We start from the raw sequence: 21474 nt of genomic DNA, 5'->3' as shown, positions 1-21474 counted from the left end.
TCACCCCGGACGGCATCGAGCCGCTTGACGGCCCGAGATTGCCCACGAGGGTGTCGAACTCGACGGGTACCGACGACGCCGCCGAACCGCGGTAGTCGAGGGTGGGGCCCTGCAGCCGGGTGGCCTGCTGCGCCAGCTCGATGGCGGTGGCGGCCCCCTGCCCCTCGCCCACGACGACCCATCGTCGGGACAGGGCGGGGATGACGTCGCGGCTGGCCCGAACTGCGTCGATGATGTTGTGCGTGGTGGTCTTCGTATCGAAATACGCAGGGGCGCCGGGTGTTCCGCGACCGATGTAGTCGGGGGTGACGACGGCATATCCGCGCGAGAGCCAGCGCCGGTTCTCGTCGACGTCGGCGGCGACCGGCCGCACCGATGGTGCACACCGCTCGGCGATGCCGCGGCTCGACGGTGCCCATACCACGATCGGCCAGCCTGAGCGGGGCGCGGTGCCGGAGGGCACCTGTACGGTGCCGTCGGCCAGGCGTGGCTTGCGGTCGGTGCCGATGGTCCAGTATGTGAACGATCCCCCGGATTCGGCTCCGCGCGCGAGCCGATCGCGGGGGAGGTCGCGGTTGGCGAAGACCGTTCCGGGCGGCGAGCCGGCGGACGCGGCCGGCGCCGCGTGTGCGGTGCCGGCCGCGACACCGACGAGCAGCGACACCGCGGCGACGGTGAGGGTTCCGCTCAGCCGACGGGACGGGCGATGTCGTCGTGACATTCGGGGCGACATGATGTTTCGGTTCTTCTGTTGTTGTAGGGATGGCGGGTGGTGATCAGGCGTCGATGACGCCGACCGCCGGGAGGAAGAAGCAGGTGTTGGCGCCGTTCTGCGCGGTCCCGAAGACCGCGGACAGGATGGTGCCCTTACCGGTGTCGACCGGGGCGAGGCGGACGCCGGACAACAGCGGCAGCAGCTTGAGCACCGGACCGTCGGTCAGCGGCTTGAGGTCGGCGAACCCGCCCTGCATGGTCGAGGTGTTGAACCAGGCGACCTGCATGTTGCCGCCCGTGCCGGCGGTGGTGGTCGCGGGCACGAACGCGTAGGCGGTCTGACCGCCCTCGACGAGGTTGAGCTTGGGCAGTTCGACCCCGAAGAGCTGCTGAAGCGGCGCCAACGGCTCCTGAGCCAGTGGCCACGGTCCGGGTACGGCCCCGGCGCCGGCGGTCACCAAACCGAGCGGGTTGTCCGATGTGGGGGTGGTGCAGAAGGGCGCGACCGACGGGGTGAGGGTCTGGATTCCGAGTGCCTTCAGAATTGCCAGCGGATCGTTGTCGGCCGCCGGGACGGCGACCCCGCGGGCGACGAGCTGATCCATCGACAACTGCCCGGCGCTCGTGATGATCGCCTGTGCGGCCTCGAGCGCCAACCGGTCGACACCGGCGTCCTTGAGCATCCGGACCGCCGCGGCGAGTTCGGCGTCGTAGGGGATGTCGGGCAGGGTCATGGTGTTCTGCTCGACCAGCGGTGCGGCCGGCGCGATTGCCGGTCCGGCCACCGCGAGGGCGGCGGCCGTGGCCACTCCGACGACACCGGCACGCAGACGAAATGAGAGGCGGGAGGCGGCCGGCGTGGTGCGCGATGTTGCGTTCACGAGTGTTCTCCATTCATGGGCTCAGGCATCGGTGCACATCCGCTACGGCGTGTTGCGGATGTGACTGATGTTGCTAATGTTAAAAGAGAGCACGTCTGAGGCGAGTTCAGCAAGTCGAGGAACGAGATGTGACCTCCCCGCGATCTTCGGACGACCGCACGAGGTGGTCGTCGAGCGGACCGCAAAAGCGCCCCACGGATGCGTCCTCACCTGCGCTGACCATCGAAAGTGCGTTGATGGTGTCGCGCTGGAGGGTGCTTCCCCGGGGCGCCTGTGTGGCTGGCGCTCAGACGATGGCCAACCCGATGGTCGGGATGATCGGACACGCGATGACCTGGCCGGACCTCGTGGTCACGTGCCCGTAGATCGTCGAGACCACGCGACCCTTACCGGTCTTGGCGATCCCGGTGAAGGTGCCCGGACCGTCGACGGCGTTGATCAGCGGATTGCGCTTGAGGGCGAACTGCCCGGATTGGCCGGTGTCGATGTTCAGCCAGGTCACCAGGAGCGGCTGCTGCTTGTTGTCGATCGCCGGTCCGGTGCCGAGGCTGGTGTAGACGTAACCCGCCTCACCGCGCTTCGGGCCGGGTGCGGGCGCGTCCTGGGGTCCCGCGGTGACGAGGGCGCGGCCGAGGGAGAGTCCGCCACGCGGGTTGCCCTCGTTGGGCATACATCCGAAACCGACCGTCGGATAGAGGAACTCCTGGATCTTGGGGGCGTTCGGGCCCTGCGGGATCTCCGGCTCGCCCGGTTTGAACTCGGCGGCCTCCTGCTTCTGCTGGCGGATCATCGCGACCCGGCCGGGTTCGCCGAGGAAGTCGATCACCTTCTGCCAGATCGCCTTCACCTCGGTGGGCAGACCCGGGACCGCGGCCAGCGCCTTGGCCTGATCGATCAGCTGCGGATTGATCTTGCCATCGGGTCCCTTGGTGACCACCGAGCCGATGATGGCCGGGGCGAACGCGCCCAGGGAGTCGAGGATGCGCTGGTCGACTTTCTGGGCCGGCGGCGCGAATACACCGAGCGACTCCAGGGTGCGCTCGCTGACCGACTGGGTCCTGGGGGCGGGGGCCGCGTCGGCAACGGCGGGCAGTGCGACCGACGTCGCGGCCGCCACGCTGATCGCGAGCGCCGCGCTGCGGCGCAGCCGCCCGGCGGCAGGTCGATGCATTCGGCGTGAACGCAGACTCAGGAGTGCACTACGCACTGTTCCGGTCCTATCGGTCGGTGTCAGGGGTCCGACGCCCGGTTCGGCGTCGGGCGTCATTCTAAGCACCCCACATGCGGCGGTGCTGCACTGGGACAGTACCGCCAACCTGTGTGGCGCCTGTGATTATTGATGCAATTGTTACTGATGTTGCGTATTGTCGGCGGGTCGTCGACCACTGGCGACAACTGGTTAGATCGAGCCGTGGCAAGACGACATGTACTCGGAGCCTTCGCACTGACCGTCGTGGCGGTCACGTCCATACTTGCGGGCTGCGCCGAGGGTGGCTCGCAGTCCGAATCCGAGGTCACGCTGCTGACCCACGACTCCTTCGTGCTGCCCGACGAGGTTCTCGACACGTTCCAGCGTGACACTGGAATGACCCTCAAGGTGGTGAAATCGGGAGACGCGGGCCAGTTGGCCTCCACGGTGTCGCTCACACCGGGATCGCCGAAGGCCGACGCGGTCTACGGCATCGACAACACTTTCGCGTCGCGACCCATCGACGCGGGGGCGCTGGAACCCTACACCTCACCGCTCGCCGCGGTCGGCGCGGAGAAATATGCGGTCCCCGATTCGAACCACGAGCTGACCGCTGTCGATCGCGGCGACGTCTGCCTCAACGTCGACGACAACTGGTACGCCGAGCACGGGCAGACACCGCCGACGTCGCTGAATGACCTGCGCGATCCGGTGTACGCACGTCAGGCGGCACTCCTGGACCCGGCCACGTCGTCGCCGGGTATGGCGTTCCTGCTCGCCACCATCGGCACCTTCGACCAGGAGGGCTGGCAGGACTACTGGAAGACGGTGACCGCGAACGGGGCGACGGTGGTGTCGGGGTGGGAGATCGCGTACAACCAGCTCTTCACCGCCGGCGAAGGCCGGGGTGACAAACCGATCGTGGTGTCGTACGCGTCGTCGCCGGCGGCCACGCCGGGAACCTCGGCGCTGCTCGACAGCTGCTTCGGGCAGGTCGAATACGCCGGCGTGCTCAAGGGCGCCGCCAACCCGGACGGGGCCCGCAAGCTGGTCGACTTCCTGCTCAGTCCGACGGTGCAACAAGCACTGCCAGAGTCGATGTACGTCTATCCCGTGCAGGAAGGGACCCCGCTGCCCGAAGGATGGCAGCAGAGCGCACCGGCACCCACCACCACGGTGAGCCTGCCGCCGGCTCTGATCGCACAAAACCGGGAACAGTGGCTGCAACAGTGGCGCGACGCCGTCGGACGGTGACTCGCGGCCGGCTGGGTGCGCTGCTCGTCGCGGTCGTACCCACCGCCTTCATCGTCGTCCTGTTCGCGTGGCCGGTCGGGGCGCTGATCCGACGTGCGGTGTCGGAGTCCGACGCCGGAGTCGTTGAACTCCTGCGGCGCACCCACGCCGCAGATCTTCTCGGGTTCACGCTCTATCAGGCGGCCGCGTCGACGGTGCTGTCGATCCTCGTCGCCGTGCCGATCGTGTGGTTGATCGCCCGGGTGCGAATCCCGGGCTCGATGTTGCTGATGGTGGTCGTGACCGTGCCGTTCGTGCTGCCCACCGTCGTCGTCGGGGTGGCGTTCCGGGCCTTGTTGGGTGGACCACTGGCCTTCCTCGGCATCGATTCGGGCCTCTGGCCGATCCTGCTGGCCCACGCCTTCCTCAATGTCGCCGTCGTCGCCCGCATCGTCGGGGCGGCCTGGCGGTCGCTGGACCCGCGCCTGGCCGAGGCGGCACGGACCCTCGGCGCCGGTCGCGCCCGGGCGTTCGCCGGTGTCGTCGTCCCACGTCTGATGCCGGCGATCGGTGCGGCGGCGGCGTTGGTGTTCCTGTTCTGTTCCACGAGTTTCGGGGTCATCATCATCCTCGGCAACGGTGAGATCCGGACGTTGGAGACCGAGATCTACACCCAGGCGATCGGATATTTCCGGATTCCGGAGGCCGTCGCGCTCTCGATGCTGCAGATCGTCGTGGTCGTCGCGGCGCTGCTGGTCACCCGGGTGGTCTCCGATCCCGGTGCGGCCGACGGCGCACGACCGACCGAGACCCGGTTCACACCCCACCGATGGCAGTGGCTACCGGTGACCGCGGCCCTCGTCTGGACCCTCGCGGTGCTCGTCGGGCCGATCGCGGTACTCGCGCTGCGCTCGGTGCGGCCGAGCGCCGACGGGGCATGGACCCTCGACGGCTACCGTTCGCTGACCGACTCGGTCAACGGGGTGACTCCGCTGCAGACGCTGCGGTATTCGCTCACCACCGCCGCGCTGGCGATGGTGATCGCGCTGGTCGTCGGACTGTTGGCGGCGGTGTCGATGTATCGCTCGCGCGGCGTGTGGAGTGTGGCCGGCAACGTCGTCGCCACCATCCCGCTCGGGATCAGCGCGGTGACCCTCGGCTTCGGTTATCTCCTCGTCCTGGCGAACCTGCCCGCGCAGGTGGCGGCATCCCCCCTCGTGATCCCGAGCGTGCAGGCGCTCATCGCGATCCCCATCGTGGTCCGCATCGCGGTGCCCGCGTTGGCCTCGATCCCGGACCGGCTGCGGCAGGCCGCCGCGACACTGGGCGCGGGTCCGCTGCGCGTGTTCCTCACCGTCGACCTGCCGATGATCGGTCGATCACTTGGCGCCGCAGGGGGATTCGCCTTCGTGATGGCCCTCGGCGAGTTCGGCGCCACGAGTTTTCTGGCCCGTGCCGACACCACCACACTGCCCGTCCTGATCGGGTCGGCGCTCAACCGGCCGGGTGCGGAGAACCTCGCCACCGCGATGGCGGCGTCGATGCTGCTGGTTGCGGTGACCACGCTGGCGGTGCTCGCCGTCGAGCTGGTGCGACCGCGGACGGGGGCGCTGCTCTAGATGCTCGAGATCGACGGTGTGGGAGTCCGATACGGTTCGTCGGCGGTCCTCGAGGGGCTGAGCTGGTCGGTCGGGACGTCGGGATCGGTGGTGACCGCGTTGCTCGGGCCGTCGGGGTGCGGCAAGTCGACCCTGATCCGTTCGGTCGCCGGTCTCGAGCCGCTCAGCGCCGGATCGATCCGGTTCAACGGTGTCGATCTGGCCGGCGTACCCACCCATCGCCGGGATTTCGGCGTGGTATTCCAGGACGGGCAACTGTTCTCCGGACGCAGTGTCGCCGCCAACATCGGTTACGGACTGCGGGTGCGCCGGTGGTCGCGGACCGCGATCCGCGAGCGGGTCGCCGAGATGCTCGAACTGGTGCGTCTGCCGGATCTGGCCGGCCGAAGTGTCGACGAACTCTCCGGCGGGCAGGCACAACGGGTCGCGCTGGCCCGGGCGCTCGCGCCGCGGCCGCGGCTGTTGCTGCTCGACGAACCGCTGGCCGCACTGGATCGTCTGCTCCGTGACCAGCTTGCCGTCGAGATCGCCGAGATCGTCCGGGCCGCCGCGATCCCGACGGTTGTGGTGACCCACGACCACACCGAGGCCGCGTTGATGGCCGACACGATCGCGGTGATGCGCGACGGCGCACTGGTGCAGACCGCGGCACCTGGCCGGCTCTGGAGCCACCCCGCCGACGAGTGGACCGCCCGGTTCCTCGGTGTCACCACGGTGGTCGATGCCGACGCGGTCGACGGACGTGTGATCACCCCCGTCGGCGCGGCCGCGCTCGACCTGCCCGACGGGCGGGTCCGGCTCGGATTGCGGCCGGAGTCGGTGCGCGCCCGAACCGAGGGCCCCGTGTCCGAAGACGCCGTGCACCACGACGCCGTGCACCACGACGCCGTGCACCACGACGCCGTGCACGACGACGCGGTGTTCGGCACCGTGGTGTCGGTGGCCGACTTGCCGACGGGTCGGCGTCTGCGGGTGGCGACCGACGCCGGCGACGTCGACGCGGTGACCTCGGCGCCCGTCGTCGTCGGGGATCGGGTCCATCTGGAACTCGTGCCCGACCGGGTGGCGGTGATCGGCGCATGACCCCCGACGAACGTATCGTCGTCGCGGGCGCGATCGTCGATCACGAACGACGGATGCTGCTGCTCGCACAACGCCGATATCCCGCCGAGGTCGCCGGACTGTGGGAGCTGCCCGGCGGCAAGGTCGAACCAGGGGAGAACGCCGAGGATGCGCTGCGTCGGGAACTGGCCGAGGAACTCGGCGTCGAGGTACGGGTCGGGGCGATGCTGACCGAGCGCGTGACCCTGCGTCCGGGTCTGACCCTGATCGCCTTGCGGGCGCAGATCGTCACGGGTATCCCGCACGCCGCCGAACACGAGGCGCTGGCCTGGGTGGACGGCCCGACCCTCGCCGACTGGGCGCGCGACGGTGCGCTGATACCCGCCGACACCGCCTGGGTGCCCGAGCTGGTGGGGGAGCTCGGCCGGCCGATCCGGGGGTGAACCGCCGTTGCGGCCCGATGTGATCACGGTCTCAGGTGGTCTACCGATACCCTGTACAGGTTGACCTGTCCGGGGTTCGTGGCCGCACGCCGGAGCCCGACCCCGATTTACGTACCGCAGTGAAAGAGACCTCAGTGAGCGCTGTCACCAACTTCCGCAACGTCGCGATCGTCGCGCACGTCGACCACGGCAAGACCACGCTGGTCGACGCGATGTTGCGCCAGTCCGGGGTCTTCGGAGAGCGTGCCGAACTGGTCGACCGGGTGATGGACTCCGGTGACCTCGAGCGCGAGAAGGGCATCACCATTCTCGCCAAGAACACCGCGGTGCATCGTCGGCAGCCCGACGGCACCGAAGTCGTCATCAACGTCATCGACACCCCCGGCCACGCCGACTTCGGCGGAGAGGTCGAGCGCGGTCTGTCGATGGTCGACGGCGTGGTGCTGCTCGTCGACGCCTCCGAGGGGCCGCTGCCGCAGACCCGGTTCGTGATGCGCAAGGCTCTCGCGGCGTCGCTGCCGGTGATCCTGGTGGTCAACAAGACCGACCGCCCCGACGCTCGTATCCAGGAGGTCGTCGACGAGAGTCAGGACCTGCTGCTGGATCTGGCCTCCGACCTCGACGACGAGGCCGCGGCCGCCGCCGAACTCGCGCTCGAACTGCCCGTGCTCTACGCGTCGGGGCGCGCCGGGGTCGCCAGTATGGAGCAACCCGCCAACGGCGAGGTTCCCGCCGGGGAGAACCTCGACCCGTTCTTCGAGGTGCTGCTCGAGCATGTGCCCGCGCCCAAGGGCGACCCGGAGGCCCCGCTGCAGGCCCACGTCACCAACCTCGACGCGTCGGCCTTCCTCGGCCGTCTCGCGCTGGTCCGTATCCACAACGGCACCCTGCGTAAGGGACAGCAGGTCTCGTGGTGCCGTGAGGTCGACGGTGAACCCGTCGTGGAGCGCGCGAAGATCACCGAGCTGCTCGCCACCGTCGGCGTCGACCGCGCGCCGGCGGAGTCCGCGTCTGCCGGTGACATCGTCGCAGTCGCGGGTATGCCCGACATCATGATCGGCGACACCCTCGCCGACCTGGAGAATCCGCAAGCGCTGCCGCGGATCACCGTCGACGAACCGGCGATCTCGGTCACCATCGGGACGAACAGCTCGCCGCTGGCCGGCAGGGTCTCCGGGCACAAGCTGACCGCACGAATGGTCAAGGCGCGTCTGGATTCCGAACTCGTCGGCAACGTGTCGCTGCGGGTCCTCGACATCGGCCGCCCGGACGCGTGGGAGGTGCAGGGCCGAGGCGAACTCGCGCTCGCCATCCTCGTCGAGCAGATGCGCCGCGAGGGTTTCGAACTCACCGTCGGCAAACCGCAGGTGGTCACCCGCAAGGTCGACGGTAAGGTCCATGAGCCGTTCGAACACCTCACCGTCGACGTCCCCGAGGAGTATCTCGGCGCCGTCACCCAGCTGCTCGCCGCCCGCAAGGGGCGCATGGAGCACATGAACAACCACGGCACCGGTTGGGTCCGCCTGGAGTTCGTCGTGCCGTCGCGCGGGCTCATCGGGTTCCGTACCGACTTCCTCACCGAGACCCGCGGCACCGGCATCGCCAATGCGGTCTTCCACGGCTACGACGCCTGGGCCGGGGAGATCCGCGCCCGCCACACCGGTTCGCTGGTCAGTGACCGCACCGGCGCGGTGACGCCCTACGCGATGATCCAGCTCGCCGACCGCGGCACCTTCTTCGTCGAACCCGGCGCCGACACCTACGAGGGCATGGTCGTCGGGATCAACCCGCGTGCCGAGGACCTCGACATCAACGTCACCCGCGAGAAGAAGCTGACCAACATGCGTCAGTCCTCCGCCGATGTGATGGAGACACTGGCCAAGCCGATGCAACTCGACCTCGAGGGTGCGATGGAGTTCTGCGCGGCCGACGAGTGTGTCGAGGTGACCCCGGAGGTCGTGCGAGTGCGTAAGGTTCACCTCGATGGGTCGACCCGGGCGCGGGAACGCTCGCGTGCGAAGGCACGCGACCAGGCGGTCGGCTAGATCGGAAACGGGCTGTCGGACGTGGGCTCGGGCGGCGCGGGCGAGGACCGTGGGGGTGTGAGTGAGCCGTAGAGCGGAGGGTGCGACGGCGCGGTCGGGTCGCGCGGGCGTCGTCGCGGTGGTTCTCGCGCTGATCGGTGCAGTCGCGGCGTGCTCGGCGAACCCGCCACCGCCGGTGCGGGAGACGGCCGCACCGGCCACCCCCGCCGAGTATCCGACCGAGAAGACCATCTACATCGCGACCGACTCGATCGGCGGCGGGTTCAACCCGCATGTCGGGGCCGACCAGAGCTCGGTGACAACGGCGATCGCGGCGATGACGTTGCCGAGTGCGTTCCAGCCCGTCGCGACACCGCAGGGCATCGAATGGCAACGGCAGGCGGCCCTGATCACCTCGGCCGAGGTCACCTCGCGCGACCCGTTCACGGTCACCTATCAGATCCACACCGATGCGCAGTGGTCGGACGGACTGCCGGTGACCGGTGACGACTTCACCTACCTGTGGCAGCAGATGTCGCGTCAGCCGAACGTGGTGGCCCCGGCCGGCTACCGCCTGATCGATTCGGTGCAATCGAGCTCGGGCGGCAAGGAGGTGGAGGTGACCTTCGCGCGGCCCTACCCGGCCTGGCGTGAGCTGTTCACCGGGCTGCTGCCCAGCCACGTGCTGCGCGGCGCGCCCGCCGGTTTCCAGACCGGCATGGACAGCGGGAAACCCGTCTCCGCCGGACCGTTCTCGATCGTCTCCATCGACCAGACGCGCGACGAGGTGCGCCTGGCCCGTAACGACCGGTACTGGATGCAGCCGCCGAGCCTGGACCAGATCGTGCTGCGCCGCGCCGGCACCGCATCGCAGATGGTGGATTCGGTCCGTTCGGGTGGCTCGTCGATCATGGCGGTGGCCACCGGCCCGGCCACGACCGCCGAGCTCACCTCGGTCCCCGGCGTCGCCACTGCGCGCAACCCGACGGCGCGGGCGCTGTCGATCTCGGTGAACGCCCGGACCTCGACGATGCGTTCGGTGCAGGTGCGCCAGGCGGTCCTGGGCATGATCGATCCCAACCTGGTGACGTTGGCCGGCGCCGGCGACGACATCGTCAACCAGTTCGCCAACACCGTGTTCGCCCCGACCGACACCGGATTCTTCCGGGTCGACCGGCCACGTCCCTCGCCCGCCGAGATCACCGCTCTGCTCGGTACCGCCGGATATCAGCCGGTCGCACCCGTGACCACGACGACGAGTTCTCCCACCCCGACTCCGAGCTCGGCCAGTGCGACGAGCACGTCCCCGACCGGAGAATCATCGACCACCACCTCGTCGACGAGCCCGACGGAATCGATCACCGTGGACGGCGTGGAGGTCAAACCGCTGCCGACCGGTGTCGTCCCGTATCAGAAGGACGGGCAGGACCTGCTCGTGCGAGTCGGTGCGATCAGCGGTGACCCCCGATCGACGTCGGCGGCGTCGAACATCGTCGACCAGCTGCGCGGGCAGGGTGTGCGCGCCGTCGTCGTCGCGCTGCCCAACAGCGAGCTCTATGGCGTCGCGCTGACCAACTCACGGGTGGACCTCGTCGTCGGCTGGACCGGTCTCGGGGTCCCACCGGCCGCCGCGCTGGCGTCCCAGGTCGACTGTGACCAGCCCAAACCGGGGACGGCACCGTCGATCGCGACGCCACCGACACCGACCAGTGTGGCGCCGGGACAGACTGCAGCCGAGTCCGACGACAGCTATGCCAGCAACGTCTCCGGGGTCTGCGACCCGCAGCTCATCGGCCTCGCGCGGGAGGCGTTGTCGGCGGTCGATCCCATCGAGACCCTCACCGAGGCCGAGCCGCTGCTTGCCGCGCAGGCGATCTACCGGCCGCTCTACCAGGACTCTATGATCGTCGGAACCACGGGAAAGGTTCTCAACGTGCCGCTCACAGGGCCGATCCAGGTCGCCATCTACGGCGACACGGTGTCGTGGGAGTTGTCATGACCGGCCACGGCGACCGCCGGCTGTTGCTGCTACACGCCCACCCCGACGACGAGACGCTCATGACCGGTGGCACCATCGCCCGATACCTCGACGAGGGTGTCGACGTGCGGGTGCTCACCTTCACCCTCGGCGAGCAGGGTGAAGTGATCGGGGACGAGTGGGCGCAACTGGTCGCCGACGGTGGCGCCGATCAGCTCGGCGGATTCCGCATCATGGAGCTGACCCGGGCGCTGGCGGAGCTCAGTCCACCCGACCAAGAACCTCTGCGGCCGCGTTTCCTCGGAGGAGCCGGGCGGTGGCGCGACTCCGGGATGGACGGCGCGCCCTCGGCGTCTCACCCGCGTGCCCTGGTGCAGGCGCCCTTCGAGGAGCTCGTGGCCACCCTCGTCGCCGAGATCGAGTCCTTCGCACCGCAGGTCGTCGTCACCTACGACAACGTCGGCACCTATGGACACCCGGATCACAAACTCGTCCACGAGACGACGATGGCGGCGCTGACGCATCTGAAAGGATCCGTCCATCCCGAGCGGCTCAAGGTGTACGAGTCGGTCACCGAACGGTCCGCCCTCGACACCGGTCTGGCGGCCGCGGCGGGGCGGGTGCCCGAGGGATGGACGATGCCCGGGCCGGGACAGTTGCCGAGCTACCCCGACGACGAGATCACCACCGAGATCGATGTCGCCGCGCAGTATCCGCGGAAGGTGGCCGCGCTCGCGGCGCACGCGACACAGGTGACCGTCGCGCCGTCGGGCACCGAATACGCCCTGTCCAACAACGTCCTCCAGCCGATCGGCGAGCGCGAACACTTCATCCTGACCGGACCGTGGGACGGGCGACCGGTGCGCGACGGTCGGGAGACCGATCTGTTCGACGGGGTCGGATGATGCGCTGGCCCGACCGCGTTCTGCTGGGCTTCCTCGTCGTCGATGGTTTCGTCGTCGGTCTGATGTCGGTGGCCTTCGCCTACCTGCGCCTCGGGGGTGCGCTGGTACCAGTGGCCGCGGTGCTCGCCGGGATCGTCAACTGCGTATTGCTGTGGCTGGCGGCGGGATTCACCGACGGCCCGGTGCGATTCCTGCCGTTGATCGCCTGGCTGGTCGCGTTGGTGATCGGGGCATTGCCTGGGCCCGGCGGCGACGTGGCGCTCGCCCCCGAGGGTTCGCTGCTGATCGCCACCGTGTTGCTGCTGGTGATCGGGGCGGGTCTGCCGGCGCTGCTGGTGCGGTCGGGGCGCCTGCCCTTACCCGACGACTGACCGGGGACTCCCGCATGCCGGTGGCCCCGTCGGGGCGTCGTCGGCGATGGATAGAGTGTGGGAATGGTCCTGCGGGAATGGGCTCGCGACGCGCAGGCGTCTGCGGAGGAGGCTCGGGTGGCGTTACGCCATGTCGCCGACGATCCCTCGTCGCTGTCCGACGACGAGTGGGTCGCCCTGCTCGGTGCGGCCGGCGCGGAACTCGACGAGCTCTGTGAGCTGGCCGATGGCGCGCGCCGACAGGTCACCGACCCCGACGCGCTGACCTTCGTGGTGAACCGCAACCTCGACACCGCGGTGATCGCGACGCCCAAGTCCGGTGATCCGTCACTCGAGGATCTCGTCGACGAGGCGCGGCGTCTGGGCGCCACCGAGATCTGCATGCAGGGCCCGGTCCCCGCCGACGCCCCCGCCGAGGACTATCTCCACCTCGTCGAACGCATCCATGCCGCCGCACCGGACCTGCACCTGCACGCCTTCCGGCCGACCGAGGTGACCGACGCCGCCACCCGACTGGGTATCTCGACCACCGAGTTCCTGCGCCGGGCGCAGGCCGCCGGGCTGGGTTCGGTCCCCGGGACGGCCGCCCAGATCCTCGACGACGAGGTGCGTGGCGCGCTGTCGGGCGGGTCCGCACCACCGGCACGAGAATGGGTGCAGGTCATCGAGGCCGCCCACCGCATCGGCCTGTTCTCCACCGCGACCCTGCTCTACGGTCACGTCGAGACCCCGCGACAGCAGGTCGCCCACCTGCGTCTGCTCGCCGAGATCCAAGCTCGGACCGGCGGTTTCAGCGAGCTGATCGTGATGCCGTTGCTGCCCGAGAACGCCCCGCCGCCTCTGCGGCCGGCCGCGACCTCCACCGTTTCCCGTCGCGAGACGCGTGCTGTACACGCGGTGGCCCGGCTCCTCACGCTCGGTCGCTTCGACCACCTGCAGGTGGCGTGGACGAAACAGGAACCCGAGGTCGTCGAGGAACTACTGCGCGGCGGCGCCGACGACATCGGAGGGCTGTTGCTCGACGGTGACCTCATGCCGTCCGCCGGTCAGGAGGCCGGACGTGTGCTCGACGTGGAGTCCCTCGCCGACATCGCCGCGCGCGTCGGGCGGGTCCCGCGTCAGCGGACCACCGGCTACGCCGACCCTCCGGCGGACCGCCTGATCCCGATTCCCCAGGTGCGTCCGTGACCCCCCAGCCGCGCACCGCCCCCGACGAGGTCGAGGTCGACGTGGTGATCGTCGGTGCCGGATTTGCCGGGATCGGAATGGCCACCCAGCTGGCGCGGCGGGCCCGCGAATCCTTCGTCGTCATCGAACGCGCCGACGCCGTCGGCGGAACCTGGCGCGACAACACCTATCCCGGCATCGCCTGCGACATCCCCGCGCATCTGTACTCGTTCTCCTTCCGTCCGCCCGCGGATTGGTCCACGCTGTATCCGAGCGGCGCGGAGATCCAGCGCTACCTGCAGCAGACCGTCGACGACGAGGGGCTCGGCGGGCACATCCGGCTGCGCTGTGCCCTCGACGAGGCCCGGTGGGACGACGCCGCTGCACGGTGGGTGCTGGCCACCGGTACCGGTGAGATCCGGGCGCGGGTGCTGGTGATGGCTGTGGGGCGGCTCTCCGAACCGCACATGCCCGCCGTCGAGGGTTTGGAATCCTTCACCGGCACGGTCATGCACACGGCCGGGTGGCGCGACGGCGTCCTGAGCGGCGGCGAACGGATCGGGGTGGTCGGCACGGGGGCGTCGGCGGTGCAGGTGATCCCGTACCTCGCGCAGGGTGCCGACGAACTGGTGGTGTTCTCGCGCACCCCTCCCTACGTGGTGCCGCGGGAGGACCGCCGATTCACCGATGCCGAGCGCGCCGAACTACGCGTCCCCGAACGGGCACGGGCACGTCGCGACGAGTTGCTGCTCGACGCGGACAAGGCGTTTCGTCAACGGCTGGGCCTGCGTCCCGACATCGACGACATCCGCGCCCGCGCCCTCGGCCACCTGAACCGTCAGGTCGGCGACCCCGCGCTGCGCGCGGCATTGACCCCCGACTACGAGATCGGGTGCAAACGCATCCTGCTCAGCGACGATTTCTACCCGACCCTGCAACGGCCCAATGTGGTGTTCGAGGCCAGTGCCCTCGACTCGGTGGCCGAATGCAAGGCGCAGGCGGTCAGCGGCAACACCTACGACCTCGACGTACTGGTGATGGCGACCGGATTCGAGGCGACACGCCCTCCGGCCGCCGCACGGATCCGGGGCCGTGACGCGCGGTCGCTCGACGAACACTGGGCCGACGGCATGGTCTCCTACGCGTCGACCGCGGTCAGCGGTTTCCCGAACATGTTCGTCCTTGACGGACCGAATGCCGCACTCGGCCACAACTCGGCGATCTACATGATCGAGACCCAGCTCGACTACGTCGTCGGGGCGCTGGACTTCCTGGCACACAGCGGCAGCCGATCTCTGGAGGTGACCGCCGAGGCCGAGGCCGGCTATACGCGGGAGATCGACGAGCGCAGCGCGTCGACGGTGTGGCTCACCGGTTGCAACAGCTGGTATGTGGATCCACGTAGCGGTCGGCTGACGCTGTTGTGGCCGGGTACCGCGGTGTCGTTCCGCGAACGTAACGGCACGTTCGATCCGGCGCCCTACGCGATCGTGGCGCCACCGAGAAACGAAGGAGGTCCGCACCGATGACCCGGACACACTCCCTCGCGGATGCCCTGGCGGCGGTTCGCGCCGGTGAACCGGTCGACGCCGATCTGGCCACCACGCTGCTGGCGTGTACGGGAGATGACCTCGCGGCGCTGCAGGCGATCGCCGCCGAGACCCGCGATACCGGTCTCGACGCCGCGGGCCGCAGCCGACAGATCACCTACTCGCGCAAGGTCTTCATCCCGTTGACCCGGCTATGCCGCGACCGGTGCCATTACTGCACGTTCGTCACGGTTCCCGGGAAGCTGGCGCGTGAGGGCCGCGGCATGTACCTCGAACTCGACGAGGTCGTCGACATCGCGCGACGCGGCGCCGCACTCGGGTGCAAGGAGGCGTTGTTCACCCTCGGCGACCGCCCTGAGGCGCGCTGGGCGCAGGCGGGGGAGTGGTTGTCGGCGCGCGGCTACGCCTCGACGCTGGACTACGTCCGTGCCGCCGCGGTCGCGGTGCTCGAGGACACCGGGTTGCTGCCGCATCTGAACCCCGGGGTGATGAGCGCCGAGGAGATGCGCTGGTTGCGGCCCGTCGCGCCGTCGATGGGGATGATGCTGGAGACGACGTCGCGCCGCCTGTTCACCGAGAAGGGACAACCGCACCATGGCAGCCCGGACAAGGATCCGCTGGTGCGGCTGCAGGTGCTGCGCGACGCCGGTGCCGAGCGGATTCCGTTCACGACGGGGATTCTGGTCGGCATCGGCGAGACGCTCGAAGAGCGGGCCGAATCGATCGTGGCGATGGCGCAGGTGCATCGCGCGCACGGCCACATCCAGGAGGTCATCGTGCAGAACTTCCGCGCGAAACCCGACACCGCGATGCGGGGGACACCGGATGCCGAGATGACCGAGTTCCTGGCGGCAGTCGCGGTGGCGCGGGTGGTACTCGGACCGCGGATGCGGGTGCAGGCCCCGCCGAACCTGGTGTCGGCGCAGGAGTGCGCGGCGTTGATCGCCTCGGGCGTCGATGACTGGGGCGGAGTGTCACCGCTGACCCCCGATCACGTGAACCCCGAGCGGCCGTGGCCGAACCTCGACGTCCTCGCGGAGATCACCGCGGCATCGGGCTACACGCTGACCGAGCGGATCACCGCGCAGCCTCCCTACGTGCTCGGCGCTGCCGAGTGGATCGACCCCGCGCTCGCCGACCATGTCGCGGCCGTCGCCGATCCGCGGACCGGTCTCGCCGCCGACGTCATTCCCCGCGGCCGCAGGTGGCCCGCCGTCGCCTGAGCCACCCCGGCCGCCGGCTCTTCACCGCCCCTCGCCGCTCGCCCCTCGCGCCCCTCGCCCCCTCGTCGACCGTGCGCGCTGCGGCGTCGAGCGTGCGCGGTCGATGCTGGGGCGTGCACGATGGACAGTTCGGCGTGCACGGTCGACGCTGCGGTGGTGGCACGGTGGACGTGGGGGTGTGCACGATCGGTGAGGAGGGGCGGGTGTCGATCGCCCGGTCCCGCGACCGATACTCTTGACTGCGGACTCGTGCGCCATCATCGAAACCCGGAGATGGTCGACCCGCGGTCCGTGAAGCGGTGCATCGAGCATGCGCCCCACCCCCGTCGACGCCACCGCGCGAGCGATCGTCGGCGGCCGAGAGTTGCAGCGAAGGAGAGAGTGGTGACGTACATCATCGCGGAGCCTTGCGTCGATGTCCTGGACAAGGCCTGCGTCGAAGAATGCCCGGTGGATTGCATCTACGAGGGTGGCCGGATGCTCTACATCCAGCCCGACGAATGCGTCGACTGCGGTGCCTGCGAGCCGGTGTGTCCGGTCGAGGCGATCTTCTACGAAGATGATGTGCCCGACGAGTGGGAACCCTACGTCGGTGCCAACGCGGACTTCTTCGACGAGCTCGGATCCCCCGGCGGTGCCAGCAAGGTCGGCAAGAAGGACCTCGATCCGCCTTTCATCAAGGAACTGCCCCCGATGAACGAAGAGGACTGACGCGCCGTCGTGAGCACGTCTCGATTCGCGACACGACGGCGGGTCTCGGCCCTGTTGCCCGACTTCCCCTGGGACACCATCGGCGAGGCCCGGGCCCGGGCGTCGGCGCATCCGGACGGGATCGTCGACCTGTCGGTCGGCACGCCCGTCGACCCGGTCGCCCCGGTCATCCGGGAGGCTCTCGCGGCATCGTCGGAGTTCCCCGGTTACCCGACGACGGTTGGTACGACAGAACTGCGGGAGGCGATCGTGGCGGCGCTGGGGCGCCGTTACCACAGCACGGGTCTCGACGAGTCGGGCGTGCTGCCCGTCATCGGGACGAAGGAGGCGATCGCCGGGATCGTGTCGCTGCTCGGAATCGGTGCCGGCGAGGTCGTGGTCATACCCGAGATCGCCTATCCCACATACGAAGTCGGTGCGCTGCTGGCCGGTGCCACCGCCGTGCGGGCGGACTCGACGGTGCAGCTCGGGCCCACGTCTCCGGCACTGGTCTTCCTCAACTCACCGTCGAACCCGACCGGTAAGGTGCTCGGGATCGATCATCTCCGCAAGGTGGTGTCGTGGGCGCGGGACCGCGGTGCGGTGGTGGTCTCCGACGAGTGTTACCTCGGACTCGCGTGGGAGGCCGACGCCTACTCCATCCTCGACCCTCGGGTCAGCGACGGTGACCACACCGGCCTCATCGCGGTGCACTCGCTCTCCAAGGTGTCCAACCTGGCGTCCTATCGCGCCGGCTTCCTGGCGGGCGACCGCGAACTGATCGGCGAACTCCTCGCGGTCCGCAAACACGCGGGACTGATGGTGCCGTTCCCGATCCAGGGTGCGATGGTCGCCGCCCTGAACGACGACGCGCACATCGACCTGCAGCGCGAACGCTACCGCGCGCGCCGGGCAACCCTGCTCGACGCGGTGGGCAAAGCGGGCTTTCGCGTCGACCACTCGGAGGCGGGCCTGTACCTGTGGGCGACCCGCGACGAGAACTGCCGCGTCACCCTCGACTGGCTCGCCGAGCGCGGCATCCTCGCGGCGCCGGGAGACTTCTACGGCCCCGCCGGGACAGCGCACGTGCGGATGGCGCTGACGGCCACCGACGAACGCATCGGCGCGGCCGCCGCCCGGCTGGCCGGTTGACCAGCCGGTTCAGCACGATCAGTTCTTGTGCAGGATCTCGTTCAACGCGATCCCGTCACCCTTCCACGGCACGACCTCGACCGCGCCGGTGAGGCTGTTGCGACGGAACAGCAGATTCGACTGTCCGGCCAGTTCACGTGCCTTCACCGCGGTCCCGTCGGGTCCGGTGACCTTGGTGCCGGCGGTCACGTAGAGCCCGGCCTCGATGACGCAGTCGTCGCCGAGCGGGATGCCGCAGCCGGAGTTGGCGCCGAGGAGGCAGCGCTTGCCCAGGGAGATGATCTCTTTGCCGCCACCGGACAGCGTGCCCATGGTGGACGCGCCGCCACCGATGTCGGAGCCGTCCCCGACGACGACACCGGCCGAGATCCGTCCTTCCACCATCGACGACCCGAGGGTTCCGGCGTTGTAGTTCACGAAGCCCTCGTGCATGACGGTGGTGCCGGGCGCCAGGTGCGCGCCGAGCCGGACACGGTCGGCGTCACCGATCCGGACACCGCCGGGCAGCACGTAGTCCACCATGCGCGGGAACTTGTCGACGCTGTAAACGGTGACAGGTCCACGCGTGCGCAGCCGCGCCCGGGTCGCCTCGAAGTTGTCGATCGGGCAGGGGCCGTGGTTTGTCCACACGACGTTGGTCAGCAGACCGAAGATACCCTCGAGGTTCATCCCGTGCGGCGCGACCAGACGTTGCGACAGCAGGTGTAGTCGCAGGTAGATGTCGTAGGCGTCCACCGGGGCGGCGCCCAGGTCGTGGATCGTAGTACGCACCGGAACGGTCTTCACGCGGCGTGCCGAGTCCGTGCCCACGAGGTCGCGCAACTCGGCGGGGACGTCCTCGCCGCTCAGCGCGACCGTCTCCGAGACGGCCGGGCTGCCGAGCTCGGGGGAGGGGAACCACACGTCGAGGACCACACCGGGGTCGGCCGACCCGCCGTTGGTCACCGTGGCAATACCGGTTGCGAAAGCGCCATTCGTCGTCACGGGTGCACAGCTTACCGGCCGCGCCGATACTGGAACCGTGACCACCTCCGTCGTGAGCGGCTACGCCGAGCAGCGAGCTCATCGCGTTCCGGCGACACTCTGGTGGGCATGTCACCGCTCACCGACGACGACGATCCTGCCCGACGGGTGCATGGATCTGATCTGGACCGGCGAGTCGATCCTGGTCGCCGGACCCGACACCGGCCCGGTCCGGTATCGGGTGCGCGGTTCGCAGGAGATGATCGGTATACGGTTCGACCCCGGTGCCGGGCCCGCCGTCCTCGGTGTCGCGGGCACCGAACTCCGCGACGCACGAGTGCCCCTCGATGAGGTGTGGGCCCGCCCGGATGTCGAACGGTGGCTCGACGCGATGTCGACCGGTGATCCGGCCGACGTGCTGACGGCGCTCGCACGCTCACCTCGCACGCAGCTGCCTCGCTGGTTGCCGGCCGTCGTCTCCGGTCTGGCGGCGGGCCGTCCGGTCGACGCCTGCGCGGACATGGCGGGGATGTCGACGCGGACATTGCACCGTCACTCGTTGCGGTACTTGGGTTACGGTCCCAAGACGTTGCAGCGCATCCTGCGCATGCGGGCCGCGGCCGCCGCGCTCCGGGCCGGGGGTGATCTGTCGGAGGTTGCTGCCCGCCGCGGCTTCGCCGACTACGCCCACATGTGGCGCGACTTCGTCGACCTGACCGGGCGCAGCCCGGTCGATTTCACCGCCGCAGCCGAAACCGGAGCCACGGTCGCAGCCGCGGCCACAACGACGTTGATGTCGGATCAGCCCAGGGCGCAATAGAAATCGACCGGGTTGTCGTCGGGGTCGGCGACGACGGCGTATCGCTGACCCCACGGCGCGTCGAACGGCGCATGCCGGCTTCGGTAGCCGGCGTCCATGAGCGCGTTATGCGTCCTGTCGACGTCGGCGGGTGAGGCACATTCGAAGGCCAGCGCCATCCGGTGCCCGCCGACCGGTGCGCTCCAGCCCGGGGTAAACGATTCGACGACGGCCCGGGTATCGAACATGATGCGCAGGTCACCGGCCCGCGACTCGGCGTGCGCTTCCTGCTCGGCGCCCGCCGGGAAGACGAGGCCGCACCGTTTGTAGAAGTCGATGCTGGCGGCCATGTCGCCGGTCACGATGGACAGCGCGTTGAGAGTGGGTGAAGTCATGCCCCGACGGTAGCCGCCGCCGGTCGCGAGGTCTTGAACGTTTCGGACAGACGTCCTCGACCCGGCGTGGGCGGCCACCCGCCGCCGGATCATGGCCGCAACAGGCTCTTGATCGCCCGCCGCTCATCCATCGCGGCATAGCCCTCGGCCACCTCGCTCAACGGTAGGTCGAGGTCGAACACCTTGCCCGGGTGGATCTTTCGTTCGACGATCTGCCCGATCAGATCGGGGAGGAAGCGTCGCACCCGTGCCGGGCCGCCGTGAAGGTGAATACCCGATCGAAACAGGCGTTCGCCCGGGATGCTCTGGCCGTGGGACACCCCGACGAAACCGACGTGTCCGCCGAACCTCGCCGAGGAGATCGCCTGCATCATCGACTCCTGCGTTCCGACCGCCTCGATCACCGAGTGCGCCCCCAGTCCATCGGTCATCTCCTCGATGTGGGCCACACCCTCGTCGCCGCGCTCTTCGACGATGTCGGTGGCCCCGAAGTCGCGGGCGAGGCGCTGCCGCGGTTCGTGCCTGCTCATCGCGATGATGCGTGCCGCGCCGAGTTGGTGTGCGGCGAGCACACCGAGCAGGCCGACGGCACCGTCACCGACGACGACCACCGTCTTGCCGGGACCGACGTCGGCGGCCACCGCCCCGAACCACCCCGTGCCGAGCACGTCGGAGGCGGCGAGCAGGTCGGGGACGAGGTCGTCGGGGGGGACCTCGGGCGCGGCCACGAGCGTGCCGTCGGCGAGCGGTACCCGCAGGTACTCCGCCTGCGCGCCCTGGACGGGTTCGCTGTGCACGCAACCGCTCTGATAGCCGGCGCGGCAGATCTCGCAGGTGTTGTCGGAGGCGAAGAACGAACCGATCACGAACTCGCCCGGGGCCACCGTGGTGACCTCGGCGCCCACCTCCTCGACGATGCCCACATACTCGTGACCCATCGGACGCGGGTGCCCGATCTCGTTGATGCCGCGATAGTTCCAGAGGTCCGACCCGCACACGCAGGTCGCCGAGACCCGGATGATCGCATCGGTGGGCTCGACGATGCCCGGGTCCTCGAGTTCTTCGAACCGGATGTCGCGGGGCGCATGGATGACGGTGCCGTACATGTGCTCGATT

19 protein-coding genes and 1 pseudogene are annotated in these 21474 nt (G+C 69.3%); 14 read left to right on the top strand and 6 right to left on the bottom strand.

Annotation, left to right across the window (positions count from 1 at the left end):
- The 3 genes and pseudogenes from GORHZ_RS15055 to GORHZ_RS15045 all read right to left on the bottom strand — a co-directional run.
- Window positions 1–721 (bottom strand): annotated as a pseudogene (locus tag GORHZ_RS15055) (lipase family protein); the annotation flags it as partial.
- A gap of 55 nt (window positions 722–776) precedes the next feature.
- Complete coding sequence (locus GORHZ_RS15050; protein WP_006334353.1) at window positions 777–1595, bottom strand: hypothetical protein; 819 nt, start codon at window positions 1593–1595, stop codon at window positions 777–779.
- A gap of 286 nt (window positions 1596–1881) precedes the next feature.
- Window positions 1882–2766: an Rv1157c family protein gene (locus GORHZ_RS15045; RefSeq protein WP_051998919.1), complete on the bottom strand. Its 885-nt coding sequence runs from the start codon at window positions 2764–2766 to the stop codon at window positions 1882–1884.
- A gap of 183 nt (window positions 2767–2949) precedes the next feature.
- On the opposite strand from GORHZ_RS15045, the gene GORHZ_RS15040 reads away from it, so the two are divergent.
- From GORHZ_RS15040 to dapC, 13 genes are all read left to right on the top strand, one after another.
- Window positions 2950–4038 (top strand): thiamine ABC transporter substrate-binding protein, encoded by a 1089-nt coding sequence (locus tag GORHZ_RS15040; protein ID WP_051998917.1) that lies wholly within the window; start codon window positions 2950–2952, stop codon window positions 4036–4038.
- The gene (locus tag GORHZ_RS31335; protein WP_373279610.1) at window positions 4002–5636 is read left to right on the top strand and encodes an ABC transporter permease; all 1635 of its coding nucleotides are present in this window, start codon (window positions 4002–4004) and stop codon (window positions 5634–5636) included. Before GORHZ_RS15040 ends, GORHZ_RS31335 begins: the two co-directional genes overlap by 37 nt.
- Complete coding sequence (locus GORHZ_RS31330; RefSeq protein ID WP_006334349.1) at window positions 5637–6719, top strand: ABC transporter ATP-binding protein; 1083 nt, start codon at window positions 5637–5639, stop codon at window positions 6717–6719.
- Window positions 6716–7141, top strand: coding sequence for a (deoxy)nucleoside triphosphate pyrophosphohydrolase (locus GORHZ_RS15025; RefSeq protein WP_006334348.1), 426 nt, complete (start codon window positions 6716–6718; stop codon window positions 7139–7141). Before GORHZ_RS31330 ends, GORHZ_RS15025 begins: the two co-directional genes overlap by 4 nt.
- A gap of 134 nt (window positions 7142–7275) precedes the next feature.
- Complete coding sequence (gene typA, locus GORHZ_RS15020) at window positions 7276–9186, top strand: translational GTPase TypA (RefSeq protein WP_040532123.1); 1911 nt, start codon at window positions 7276–7278, stop codon at window positions 9184–9186.
- 61 nt (window positions 9187–9247) lie between these two features.
- Complete coding sequence (locus tag GORHZ_RS15015; protein ID WP_040532122.1) at window positions 9248–11164, top strand: ABC transporter family substrate-binding protein; 1917 nt, start codon at window positions 9248–9250, stop codon at window positions 11162–11164.
- A complete protein-coding gene (gene mshB / locus GORHZ_RS15010; protein WP_006334345.1) occupies window positions 11161–12048 on the top strand; it encodes an N-acetyl-1-D-myo-inositol-2-amino-2-deoxy-alpha-D-glucopyranoside deacetylase in 888 nt (295 codons plus the stop codon). The genes GORHZ_RS15015 and mshB overlap by 4 nt, the downstream gene beginning before the upstream one ends.
- Window positions 12048–12419, top strand: a complete 372-nt coding sequence (locus tag GORHZ_RS15005) for a hypothetical protein (protein ID WP_006334344.1) — start codon at window positions 12048–12050, stop codon at window positions 12417–12419. The genes mshB and GORHZ_RS15005 overlap by 1 nt, the downstream gene beginning before the upstream one ends.
- 63 nt (window positions 12420–12482) lie before the next feature.
- Entirely contained in the window at window positions 12483–13607 is a 1125-nt protein-coding gene (locus tag GORHZ_RS15000) for a hypothetical protein (RefSeq protein WP_006334343.1), read from the top strand.
- The gene (locus GORHZ_RS14995; RefSeq protein ID WP_006334342.1) at window positions 13604–15115 is read left to right on the top strand and encodes a flavin-containing monooxygenase; all 1512 of its coding nucleotides are present in this window, start codon (window positions 13604–13606) and stop codon (window positions 15113–15115) included. Before GORHZ_RS15000 ends, GORHZ_RS14995 begins: the two co-directional genes overlap by 4 nt.
- Window positions 15112–16359, top strand: a complete 1248-nt coding sequence (gene cofG / locus GORHZ_RS14990; protein WP_006334341.1) for a 7,8-didemethyl-8-hydroxy-5-deazariboflavin synthase CofG — start codon at window positions 15112–15114, stop codon at window positions 16357–16359. Before GORHZ_RS14995 ends, cofG begins: the two co-directional genes overlap by 4 nt.
- Window positions 16360–16740: 381 nt before the next feature.
- On the top strand, window positions 16741–17070 hold the full coding sequence (fdxA, locus tag GORHZ_RS14985) for a ferredoxin (protein WP_006334340.1): 330 nt from the start codon (window positions 16741–16743) through the stop codon (window positions 17068–17070).
- A gap of 9 nt (window positions 17071–17079) precedes the next feature.
- Window positions 17080–18201: a succinyldiaminopimelate transaminase gene (gene dapC, locus GORHZ_RS14980; protein ID WP_006334339.1), complete on the top strand. Its 1122-nt coding sequence runs from the start codon at window positions 17080–17082 to the stop codon at window positions 18199–18201.
- A gap of 18 nt (window positions 18202–18219) precedes the next feature.
- Here the strand turns inward: dapC and dapD are convergent, their stop codons facing one another.
- Window positions 18220–19185: a 2,3,4,5-tetrahydropyridine-2,6-dicarboxylate N-succinyltransferase gene (gene dapD / locus GORHZ_RS14975; protein WP_083877313.1), complete on the bottom strand. Its 966-nt coding sequence runs from the start codon at window positions 19183–19185 to the stop codon at window positions 18220–18222.
- Window positions 19186–19222: 37 nt separating this feature from the next.
- Between dapD and GORHZ_RS14970 the strand changes: the two genes are divergently transcribed.
- Window positions 19223–19984 (top strand): helix-turn-helix domain-containing protein, encoded by a 762-nt coding sequence (locus GORHZ_RS14970; protein ID WP_006334337.1) that lies wholly within the window; start codon window positions 19223–19225, stop codon window positions 19982–19984.
- On the opposite strand, the gene GORHZ_RS14965 is transcribed toward GORHZ_RS14970, so the two are convergent.
- Together GORHZ_RS14965 and GORHZ_RS14960 are read right to left on the bottom strand one after the other, a co-directional pair.
- A complete protein-coding gene (locus GORHZ_RS14965) occupies window positions 19966–20358 on the bottom strand; it encodes a VOC family protein (protein WP_040532117.1) in 393 nt (130 codons plus the stop codon). The genes GORHZ_RS14970 and GORHZ_RS14965 overlap by 19 nt on opposite strands.
- Window positions 20359–20447: 89 nt before the next feature.
- Window positions 20448–21464, bottom strand: coding sequence for a zinc-dependent alcohol dehydrogenase family protein (locus tag GORHZ_RS14960; RefSeq protein ID WP_006334335.1), 1017 nt, complete (start codon window positions 21462–21464; stop codon window positions 20448–20450).
- Window positions 21465–21474: the final 10 nt, after the last annotated feature.

This window comes from Gordonia rhizosphera NBRC 16068, from assembly GCF_000298195.1.
Classification (GTDB): domain Bacteria; phylum Actinomycetota; class Actinomycetes; order Mycobacteriales; family Mycobacteriaceae; genus Gordonia; species Gordonia rhizosphera.
The sequence above is the reverse complement of the archived record's forward strand: the minus strand, read 5'-3'. Positions and strand labels throughout refer to the sequence as shown.